Annotated in this window: 8 protein-coding genes; 3 read left to right on the top strand and 5 right to left on the bottom strand. The window is 45.8% G+C overall.

Annotated features, from left to right (window positions below; translation table 11 throughout):
- A partial coding sequence (locus AC4E7D_RS07430) for a hypothetical protein (RefSeq protein ID WP_490173180.1) occupies positions 1-465 on the bottom strand: 465 nt, incomplete at its 3' end.
- A 149-nt stretch (positions 466-614) separates the two neighbouring features.
- Between AC4E7D_RS07430 and AC4E7D_RS07425 the strand changes: the two genes are divergently transcribed.
- The 3 genes from AC4E7D_RS07425 (at position 615) to AC4E7D_RS07415 (ending at position 3687) form a co-directional block, all read left to right on the top strand.
- Positions 615-1679 (top strand): hypothetical protein, encoded by a 1065-nt coding sequence (locus AC4E7D_RS07425; protein WP_490173179.1) that lies wholly within the window; start codon positions 615-617, stop codon positions 1677-1679.
- Between the two features lie 64 nt (positions 1680-1743).
- A complete protein-coding gene (locus AC4E7D_RS07420; RefSeq protein WP_490173178.1) occupies positions 1744-2379 on the top strand; it encodes a SanA/YdcF family protein in 636 nt (211 codons plus the stop codon).
- A 54-nt stretch (positions 2380-2433) separates the two neighbouring features.
- Complete coding sequence (locus AC4E7D_RS07415; RefSeq protein ID WP_490173177.1) at positions 2434-3687, top strand: NRAMP family divalent metal transporter; 1254 nt, start codon at positions 2434-2436, stop codon at positions 3685-3687.
- 4 nt (positions 3688-3691) lie between these two features.
- Here AC4E7D_RS07415 and acs read toward each other — a convergent pair whose 3' ends face one another.
- From acs to AC4E7D_RS07395, 4 genes are all read right to left on the bottom strand, one after another.
- Positions 3692-5599 (bottom strand): acetate--CoA ligase, encoded by a 1908-nt coding sequence (gene acs, locus AC4E7D_RS07410; protein WP_490173176.1) that lies wholly within the window; start codon positions 5597-5599, stop codon positions 3692-3694.
- Positions 5600-6074: 475 nt separating this feature from the next.
- Entirely contained in the window at positions 6075-8021 is a 1947-nt protein-coding gene (locus tag AC4E7D_RS07405) for an OmpA family protein (protein ID WP_490173175.1), read from the bottom strand.
- On the bottom strand, positions 8022-8999 hold the full coding sequence (locus AC4E7D_RS07400; RefSeq protein WP_490173174.1) for a PorP/SprF family type IX secretion system membrane protein: 978 nt from the start codon (positions 8997-8999) through the stop codon (positions 8022-8024). It lies immediately after the preceding gene.
- A gap of 4 nt (positions 9000-9003) precedes the next feature.
- Positions 9004-9565: T9SS type B sorting domain-containing protein (locus AC4E7D_RS07395; protein ID WP_490173173.1), on the bottom strand; the 562-nt coding region annotated here is incomplete at its 5' end.

Genomic DNA, 9565 nt, shown 5'->3' with positions numbered 1-9565 from the left:
GGTGGGTGCGTAAACAAGGGGGAAAATGTAGATAAATACCTTACAATACGCCTTAAGGGTTATCGGGGTCCGGTGAATATTGATCGCATGCAGGTTTTCAATAGATTCGTGCAGGTCTTTCATAAACCTGAAAACGCGGTCCTTTAACTTTCGAGAAACTTTTTCTCCCATTTCCAGCATAAACTGGTTGACACTATTGATGATCTGATCCAATTCCTTGGTACTTTTATAATTGCCCCCCAGGTGTATTATGGTTTTGCTACTGATGTCAGACAATATCCCATCCATCTTGTCCTTTTCTTCCTGAGAGAGTTCCATGTTGTTAATGACGAAGTAATGCACCGTTTTTAAAGCACTACGGAACTTACTGAGGTGTTCCAGGGCTTTCTCCCTCCGCCGGAAAGAACCCCGAATGGTAAAAACCAGGGGGAAAACAATGGCAATACTCAACAGTGTGAGGTCCACATCATAGCTGAATTCCAGCCAATATGCAAGGAATACGGTTATAATAGAGATAACCAGTACAATGAACGTCCTGTGGTTTATTATGGATAGGTAAAGTCTAATAACCAGAAAATTAGTACCTTAAAAGTCGACAATCAACCAACAAGATAGTGAAAATACCCAAGGCACCATTAATTTACATTTTCTTATTAGTATTCAGTTACCAGGCTTTTGCACAGGATTCCGAAGCTCCTGCAGAGAAGCCTAGCACTACCCTACTCTTCTCTGAAGAAGCACCCCTGCCCATAAAGCTGAAGTACTCCAACAAGGTGTTACGCAGGGAAACCAACGACAGCACTTACCTGGAATCTGTATTGGAATATGAAGGTCTCGACGGGGAATGGAAGGTGTTAGACGTAAAGCTCAGGGCCCGGGGCAATTACCGCAGGGAAAACTGTTATTTCCCCCCGGTCAAAATCAAGATCAAAAAAAAGAAAGCCAAAGGCACCCTTTTTGAGGGGAACAAAGAACTCAAACTAGTACTTCCCTGCAGATTGGTGAAGGATTGTCATGACTACGTACTGAAGGAATATATGGCCTACAAGCTTTATGAGGAGGTTACCCCATATCACTTTAAGACGCGTCCGGTTACCCTTGAATTAACAGAAATCAAGGGAAATAAAGAAAAAAAACATCAGCTGATGGCCTTTCTTATTGAGGACATCGACAAGGTGGCTGAGCGCCATGGGGCCAGGAAACTGAAGCGCGTCGTGCATCCCTTACAACAAGACAATATCTGTTCGGTACAGAATGATTTTTTCCAGTACATGATAGGTAACACAGATTTTTCAGTGGCCTATCAACACAATGAGAAATTGATTTTTGTCACGGACCGAAAAGCCATCCCCATACCCTATGATTTTGATATGTCTGGACTGGTAAATGCCAATTACGCTGTAGTTTCCCAGATAGAAAACGAGACCTTGAGCATTTCTAAGGTTACTGACAGGCTCTTCCGGGGCTTTAAGCGCAACGAATCTGTTTATGAATTTATCCGTCAGGATTTTTTAGGCAAAAAAGCGGACCTCCTCGGTGTTATCGATGGTATGGAATCCGAATTTCAGGACCCCAGACAATTTAAACAGGCGCGGGAGTTTATTGAAGATTTCTTTGTAGTCTTGCAGAGCGAAACAAAGTTTCAGCGCAAGATCCTGGCCATGGCCCGGGTGAAGTAGTTAGCATTAGAAATTTTCCGGACTTTCCCCGCCCCCGGCTGATAGCAGTTCGCACCTATTTAAAATGAAGAAAAAAATCCGCCTGGTCCTCCTTATCCTCATTGCCCTACCCCTTTTGGCCATTGTAGGGGCTAACCTTACTATTGAACAGGCGGCACGGGGAAAGACCTTTGATCGGCTAGAAGATATCCCGGAAAATAAAGTGGGCCTTGTGCTAGGTACTTCCAGAAGGTTGGTGGAAGGGGGGCTCAATCCTTATTATACCCATAGAATCAAGGCCACGGTAAACTTGTTCCAGGCTGGCAAGATCAAATTTGTCCTGGTGAGTGGTGATAACGGTACCATTTATTACAACGAGCCCACCACCATAAAAAAGGACCTGGTTGCTGCCGGGATCCCTGAAGAGCGTATATTTCTGGATTATGCAGGTTTCCGCACCCTGGATTCCATGGTGCGGGCGAAGGTGATCTTTGGGTTAGACAGTGTAACGGTAATCTCACAGGACTTCCACAATAAAAGGGCCATCTACCTCGCAGAGAAAAAGGGATTGACAGCCATTGGCTTTAACGCTAAGGATGTAATGGGAAATCCAGGCCTGAAGGTACACCTTAGGGAATATCTGGCCAGAGTAAAGGTTTTTGTTGACCTCTTACTGAATACCCAACCCAGATATTACGGCAACCGGATAGATATTGAATGAAGGTGGGAAATGCGGGAAAATGTCCTATTTTAGAACCGCTAAGCCAACCCGCATATGCCCAAGCTAAAAACCTTTCTGAAAAACCTTGGCCCCGGATTGCTTTTTGCCAGTATGGCCATTGGCACTTCGCACCTGGTGCTTTCCACCAAGGCCGGGGCGCAATACGGCTGGGTGATGATCATCCCTATCATCTTGGCCAATCTACTAAAATACCCATTTTTCGAGTTTGGTATCCGTTACACCAATATCACTGGAAAGTCGATCATAGAAGGCTACCTGAGGCGGGGCAAGGGATGGCTCTGGCTGTACGCTTTCATTACCCTGATGACCACTTTTACTATCCTGGCTGCCCTGTATGTGGTTACCGCCGGGTTGTTTATCAACCTCTTTGATCTAACAGCGTTTTCAGTAGCCGGGGTCGCCCTGGGTCTCTTTGTATTTATAAGCGCCTTGTTGATCATTGGGCGTTATAAATTCCTGGAAAATTCCTTGAAAGTGGTGATCTCCATCCTGTTCATTGCCCTGTTGGTTACGACTGTCCTGGTGTTATATAAGGGCCAGGTTACCCCGGTACCCGATTTTGAACGTATGCCCATATTTAATGAAATCGGCATCCTCTTCCTGATTAGTCTTATCGGATGGATGCCAACGGCTGTTGAGGCCTCAAGTTGGGTCAGCCTCTGGAGTATCGAGAAGTACAAGTTGGGAAAATACAAACCCAGCCTGAAGGAAGCGCTGCAGGAATTTAATTCGGGATACCTGATGACGGCCTTTCTCGCCATCTTCTTCCTGATCATTGGATGGATGACCCTCTATGGTACCAATACGGAATTAAGTGGAAATGCAGTCACTTTTGCGGACCAGGTGGTACAATTATTCACTACCCATATCGGCAACTGGGCCTATATCTTTATCGCCGTTTCCGCATTTGCCACCATGTTCAGCACCTGCATGACCGCCCACGATGCCATTTCCAGGGTGAGCATCGATATCATCGGGTACCTCACCCCGGAAAATCGTGATTTCTCGCGCAGGCGGCATTATGCGGCAGGAGTTGTGGTGCTGGCCCTGGTGAATTTTGTAGTCGTAACCGTATTCAGTGCCAATATGGGCACCCTTGTGGCGCTGGCAACATTTATTTCCTTCGTCCTCGCCCCTGTTGTGGGGTATATGAACCTGAAAAATGTAATGAGTCACGACTTACCCAGGGAGCACTGGCCTAAAAAGTGGCTGCAGGTGCTCACCTTTGCCGGCATCATCTTCCTTACGCTATTTGCACTGTACTATTGCTGGCTCGTCTTTGCCTAAGTGCCTAAAGGGCGTTGTCCTTGATTTCCTGGACCACCTCCGGATTTAGCAATGTACTGATATCCCCAAGGTCATTGGCATCATTTGCCGCTATCTTTCTGAGGATCCTTCGCATGATCTTACCACTCCTGGTTTTTGGCAAACCGGATACAAATTGGATTTTATCCAGCTTGGCAATGGGCCCAATCTGTGCCGTAATTTCCTGATTGATCTCGTTACGCAGTTGGTCGATATCCTGTGTTTCTCTTTCCTCGTTCAGGATAACAAACCCGTAGAGGGCATTTCCCTTAATATCGTGAGGGAACCCAACAATGGCCGATTCCGCAACGTCATTATGCTCATTTATGGCATCTTCAATAGGCGCGGTACCCAGGTTATGACCAGACACAATAATTACGTCATCAACACGTCCAGTGATGCGGTAATACCCTACGGGATCTCGCTTGGCACCATCTCCGGTAAAGTATTTGTCCTGATAAGCCGCAAAATAAGTATCGCGATAACGGGCATGATCTCCCCAGATGGTCCTTGCGATACCCGGCCATGGGAATTTAATACACAAACGTCCCTGCACCCCATTACCTTTTATTTCATTACCCTCAGCATCCATTAATGCCGGTTGAATTCCGATAAAGGGTAAGGTAGCAAAGGTGGGTATAGTTGGGGTTACGAAGGGAATTGGAGAAATCATAATACCTCCGGTTTCGGTTTGCCACCAGGTGTCTGCGATGGGGCATTTTCCGTCGCCCACGTTGATGTTATACCAATCCCAGGCATCCTCATTAATAGGCTCTCCTACGGTTCCCAAAACCTTTAATGAAGACAGGTCATATTTTTTCACATACTCCACACTTGCCTTGGCCAGTGCCCGGATGGCAGTAGGTGCGGTGTAAAATTGGTTTACCTTATGTTCTTCAACCACTTGCCAGAAACGGCCGGCATCAGGATAGGTGGGCACCCCTTCGAACATCAGGGTAGTAGCCCCATTTAACAGCGGCCCGTAAACGATATACGAATGTCCGGTGATCCATCCGATATCTGCGGTACACCAATAGATATCTTCTTCCTGGTACTGGAAGATGTTCTTGAAGGTATAGGCCGCAAAGACCATATACCCACCGCTGCTGTGCACCATCCCCTTGGGCTTACCGGTAGACCCGGAAGTATAGAGGATAAATAATGGATCTTCAGCATCCATTTCCGCTGCGATATTTGTAGCACTAGCTTGCTCCAGCAAGGGTGCCAGCCATTTATCGCGTCCTTCTTTCATATTTATTTCCGCTCCGGTTCTCTTCACCATCAATACGGTTTCCACTCCGGGGCATTCTTCCAGGGCGGTGTCAACAATACCTTTGAGATCGATTTGTTTTTTACCCCGGTAGGAGCCGTCTGAAGTAATTACCATTTTGCAATCTGCGTCATTAACACGCGTAGCCAGGGCTGTGGAAGAAAAACCTGCAAAAACCACTGAATGGATAGCCCCAATTCTGGCACAGGCCAATACGGATATGGCCAGTTCCGGAATCATTGGGAGATAAATACAAACCCTGTCTCCCTTTTTAATACCATTATCAGAAAGTACATTGGCCATTTTACAAACACGCTCATGGAGTTGTCCGTAGGTGATGTGCTCGGAGGCCTCATTTGGGTCATTGGGTTCAAAAAGTATAGCGGTCTTGTCTTTCCTTGTAGCCAGATGCCGATCCAGGCAGTTTTCGGTAATATTGAGTTTGGCATTCTCAAACCATTTTACTTCAGGTTTTTTAAAATCCCAACTCAATACATTATCCCATTTCTTTCTCCATAGGAAATGTTCTTCTGCAATTTCTTCCCAAAAGGTTTCCGGGTCTCTCACAGACTTGTTGTAAACCTGAAAGTATTCCTCCAGATTTTTTATGTGATAATTACTCATAATGAAAGGTTATTTGTGCAACTGGACATCCCGTAGTGGATTGGGATGTTATAAACTAATCCAAAATCAAGGATTCTTGTATTCAAAAAGCGACGAATCTGACAAAGATTCCGGAGTTTCCTAAAATTCGATAACATGGGTGTTATTACAAAACTTTGGGGGATATCCGACTTCCACGCAGCCCGATTTCCCCCAGCATCTATATCAGTTATAAATTTACGCATATATAAGAACAAAAACAGCATTCCAGCACGCATTCCTATTGTTGTTTTTGCATTATTTAAATGTTAACCAAAATTAACAGGTGTAAACCTATCAGAATAGGATAAATGTCAGGTTTTAATTGAAAAATCCTATTGGCAACACAAAAATTACAGGCACTGGTATAAACCTGTTTTTCTGTCAAAATGAGAAAATAAAACGACGAGGTGAAAATCCTCGTGTTGGCAAATTATACCCCTAAAATATTAAGGGATCAGTAAAGGATGTTGTAGTTGAGGACTACGATCAGGTGACGCTCATTTTGTTTGTGGAATACGTCCAGGCAGTATACCCCGTTGGTACAGTCGTTCAGGATCTTGTCTTCCCCGTACCCTATCGCATAAAGGATATTCGAGGTAGGGACGCCCTGGTTTTCAAGGTAGCGCTTAATGGCATCTGCCCGTCTTTGAGAAAGTCGGAAATTAGTGGCGCTTCCCCCGCGGCTGTCTGTATGTACTTCGATACGGAGCTGTAATTCGGGAAACTTTTGGATAACATCCACAACCTTGTCCAGTTCCAGGGCCACTTCGGGGGTGATCTGGCTTTGTCCCCTTCGGAAATACGCCTTATTGAGTTTAATGACCGTTTGCTCCTCCCGTTCTTCCACCAGGTCTTCAATAAAGGCAATAGGCAGATCCAATGGAGCCTTCTGAACTTCTTCCATCTGAGCTTCATCATAGGTGGCGCGATAGATGGAATGTTTCTCCTTGGTGGCCTCAAGGGTAATTCCGGGCTCCCATGGAATTTCCAGTTGGTATACCCCATTATCCGCTGCGTAGAGTTCGCGGATCACGGTACCTGTACTATCCAGGGCTTTGATTTGTGCATTCCCCACAACAAGCCCGGTAACTTCGTTGACGATCCGGCCCTGGACGGCAAAGGTTTTTATCCCTGGTTTTTCGGCCACTTTAAAGCCGTAAAGATCGTCCTTACCCTTCCCGCCGGGGCGATTGGAAGCGAGGTATCCGATCAGGCCTTCTTCTCCGTAATTTTTAATAATAAAGCCAAATTCATCGTGCTCCGTGTTGATCCCAACCCCGAGGTTAATGGGAATACTGAATGTATCTCCGCGCTGAAGTTCAGATTTGTAAACGTCCATCCCCCCGTATCCGTAAAAAACATCTGAAGAAAAATACAGACTGTTTTCGAAAATATAAGGAGCTATTTCATTTCCGGGAGTATTGATCCGGGGCCCCAGATTTACCGGAGAAGACATGATCAGGCCGTTGTTGGTGTACACGTAGTACAGGTCGGTTCCCCCATATCCTCCTTCCAGATCCGCTGCGAAATAGAGTTTTTCGGTGTCCTTGTCAAAGTAGGGGTAGTAAAATGATGTGCTCTGGTCCCTGAATGCATAACGAAATTCCCCGGAACTATCCACCAACCCGATGGCAAGCGTATTTTTACCGGCTTCGTCAAAGAACATTTCCCCGTTCTCCACGTTGGACCTGATAAAGAACAAATAGTCCTGTTCTTCCACATAGAAAGGGGTCGCCTGATGGAAAGGGGTATAGGGAATTCCCGTGAAGGGGATTGCACTCAAGACATTTCCCTCCTGATTTACCCCTCCAAGAAAAATATCCATATAGGCTTCTCCGGTTGGCTCGTACACAGGCTTCTTTCCATATCCCCTGGAACTTGCGAATAGCAGTTGGTCTTTATAGAACATGGGGGAAAAATCCGCCTTGGCACTATTGGCCTGAACGTTAAAAATCTGAAAATCAAGTACCTCCTGGCCGTCTTTCTCCATCAGCTCAAAATTAAACTCTGCATTCTCGAGCAATTCTGAGGTGAGGGAAGACTTGCGCGTTTCCAAAAAGGCCCCGATCCGCTCTCTTTCATTCCCTTTTCCAAATGCCAGTAACATCTTGTTGAAATAGGCATTCGGCATTTCAGGGTCCCGTTTAAAAACAAGCAAATACGTATCTGAGGCGTTTTGATAATTCCCTGTATTGAAATAGGCATCTGCAAGGTTGAGCAATTGTTGGTTGGATAGCGTTCCCTCCCGCTGTTCCCTGAGATATTCACTGATAGCACGGTTGTAATTGTACTGATAGAAATATTGGTCAGCCCTAGACGGTTCTTCCTGCCCGAATGTCATCAGGCTGCAAAGCAGCACTAGCCAAAGCCATATATTTCCTGTGTATGCCCCTCTCTTCATCTAAAAAAATCTTGGCGAATCAATTTGTTTTGGTTTTCCTTTTAGTTTGCGGTCCTTATCCCGTTTGGCCCTTTCCTGGTCGGATCTCAGGGAAAATTTCACAATGATCTCATGGCTGCCCTGGTTAAACTCCCCAAGCCCTGTTGTGCTGTAGTCATAGGCATAGCCAATAAAGATGGTATTTGAAGCCTGTATGCCTGCCAGGCCACTTACGGCATTGTCAATCCGATAGGCTGCCCCAACGGTGAATACATCATTGATCAAGAAGTTGGCCGATAGGTCCACTTTTACCGGAAGTCCTTTTAAATAGTTGAGCAGGAAAGCCGGTTTAAATCTCAGTTGCTCTGACAGATCAAAGACATACCCTCCTATAAAATTAAACTGAATCTGGTCATTCACCAAAGATTTGACTTCCTCATTCTTAATTGCGCCTGTCAGGAAATTTGGTATTGACATTCCCAAATACCAGTTATCTGAATACAGGAACGTACCTGCCCCAATAGTGGGGTTAAATGTATTAAATACGGTGTTGTTAAGAAGGGGCTCATTAGGGTTTTCAAAGGCCCCTTTGGTGTAATCCACATCAATTATGGACCCTCCTGCATCGATTCCGAAAGACAGTTTGGTCTCTTCGGACAGCATTACCTGGAAGGAATAGGCCACATCGAAAAAGGTTTGCGTAGTGGGTCCTAACTGGTCACTGACAATATTGAATCCCAAACCATTCTTTTCATTGGCCAGGGGGATATTCGTCCCCAAACGCAGTGTTCTGGGGGCTCCGTCAATATCTATCCACTGGGCTCGGTACAATCCGGCGATCTCCATATTCTCCACAGTCCCCACATAGGCCGGGTTAAAACTCCCGATGTTGTACATATACTGGGTATACTGTGGTTCCTTTTGCCCTGTTGCTGAGAAATGAACCGACAAAAGAAGAGTCAACAGTGGAATTACCCTGATAATGGTTTTCAAAGCCATGTTGTTATCGTATAATTTGGATCCAACCTTTTCTAACTTCCGTATCATCCCCTAAATCCAGAATGTAAAAATAGGTACCCTTAGGTAGTTGTCCGTTCTTACCTGTTCCATCCCAACTATTGTCATAGGGGGCGGCACTGAATACCTGGTTCCCATAACGGTCATAGATCTGAAGGGAATTCTGGGGGTAATCCTCCAGACAGTTGATCGTCAGGAGGTCATTGACCCCATCGTTGTTGGGTGAAAACTGGTTGAACAGGAAACCGCATTCACTGCTTGACCTTGGGATCACCTCAATGGTAACCTCTGCCTGGCTATTTTCCAGGTTCTCTACAGGTTCCTCCGGGAAGGAATCCGTAACGGTCACCCTGTTGATCAGGGTTCCCTGTACGGTAACCCGGACGACCAGTTCCAATACGGCTACCTCACCTGGCGCCATTCCCGCAATGTTCCATTCCCCGTTAAGGACATTGTATGTTCCCAGGGAAGCGGTATGGGATATGTATTCGAAACCGGTGGATGCCCCAACCAATTCGATTACCGTAATGTCTGAAACATCTATGGGC

The organism is Lentiprolixibacter sp., assembly GCF_982873095.1.
Note: the sequence above shows the minus strand (reverse complement) of the source record. Positions and strands in the feature narration are given on the sequence as shown.

Excerpts from the sequence above, each read along its gene's own strand:
- AC4E7D_RS07420 (WP_490173178.1), top strand. The coding sequence starts at position 1,744 with ATGAAGAAAAAAATCCGCCTGGTCCTCCTTATCCTCATTGCCCTACCC.
- AC4E7D_RS07415 (WP_490173177.1), top strand. The coding sequence starts at position 2,434 with ATGCCCAAGCTAAAAACCTTTCTGAAAAACCTTGGCCCCGGATTGCTT.
- acs (WP_490173176.1), bottom strand. The coding sequence starts at position 5,599 with ATGAGTAATTATCACATAAAAAATCTGGAGGAATACTTTCAGGTTTAC.
- AC4E7D_RS07405 (WP_490173175.1), bottom strand. The coding sequence starts at position 8,021 with ATGAAGAGAGGGGCATACACAGGAAATATATGGCTTTGGCTAGTGCTG.
- AC4E7D_RS07400 (WP_490173174.1), bottom strand. The coding sequence starts at position 8,999 with ATGGCTTTGAAAACCATTATCAGGGTAATTCCACTGTTGACTCTTCTT.